Below are 804 nucleotides of genomic sequence, written 5' to 3' on the forward strand. Positions count from 1 at the left end.
TGAATCATGAGCACTCAGCTGACACCTTAGTACAGAGTGCGCATTATGCTCCCACTTAGAGCCAGTAGGCTTGAAAGGCGCGTTCTCAAATGAACCAGAGATAATATCGAGTGGATACATTGTTGTCGGGTAACCGGTTCGAAACTGGCAATCTTGATATCCAGGGGCACTAACTTCGACTCTTTCACCCACAGGAATAGCAAATGAACTAGTGGTTGACTCTGAACAGTTCAATTTGATTACTGACATCGAAGGAATTGGCGCATGAAAGTCCGGATATAACTGTCCCATCAGTGATTCCGTAAACTGTGGGTAACTGTTATCCAGACTTTGTCTTATCCGAGCGGTTAAAAAAGCACAACCTTCCAACAAACGTTCAACATGTGGGTCTTCAACTTGTTCTTCGCTGATACGTAACCTAGCCGCAATTTTAGGATATTGCTCGCCAAACTCTTGTCCTTTGTGTCGCAGATAGGCCAATTCACGATTGTAGTATTTTAGAAACTCTTCACTCATTTCGCTCGACTCAACTTCATTCCTAAGTTCACAGGCTCGACTTCCGAATTGAATTTCAACTCGTGGATGTCATTATCAATCAAACAAGTTGCGCTAATTTCTAACCGTAAGGTTCGATCTATCGCATTTTTTTCATCAGAAATTTGAACGTGCGGATTTCTTAACCGAGGTTCAAACTCCCGAATAGCTTCATAAACGATGTCACACAACTGACTTTGTCCATCTTGGCTGCTATAAGGCATTGATGAAAAATCAGGTAACCCATAGTTCAGAATTGAGTATCTAACT

2 protein-coding genes are annotated in these 804 nt (G+C 42.0%); both read right to left on the reverse strand.

Features of this window, described 5'->3' with window-relative positions:
• On the reverse strand, window positions 1-516 hold a 516-nt coding region (locus R7093_RS24910; protein WP_318146977.1), incomplete at its 3' end, for a type VI secretion system baseplate subunit TssF.
• Window positions 513-804, reverse strand: a 292-nt coding sequence (tssE, locus tag R7093_RS24915; RefSeq protein WP_318146978.1) for a type VI secretion system baseplate subunit TssE, incomplete at its 5' end; no start/stop codon positions are given. The genes R7093_RS24910 and tssE, both read right to left, overlap by 4 nt.

The sequence above is a fragment of the Vibrio sp. 1580 genome, from assembly GCF_033340055.1.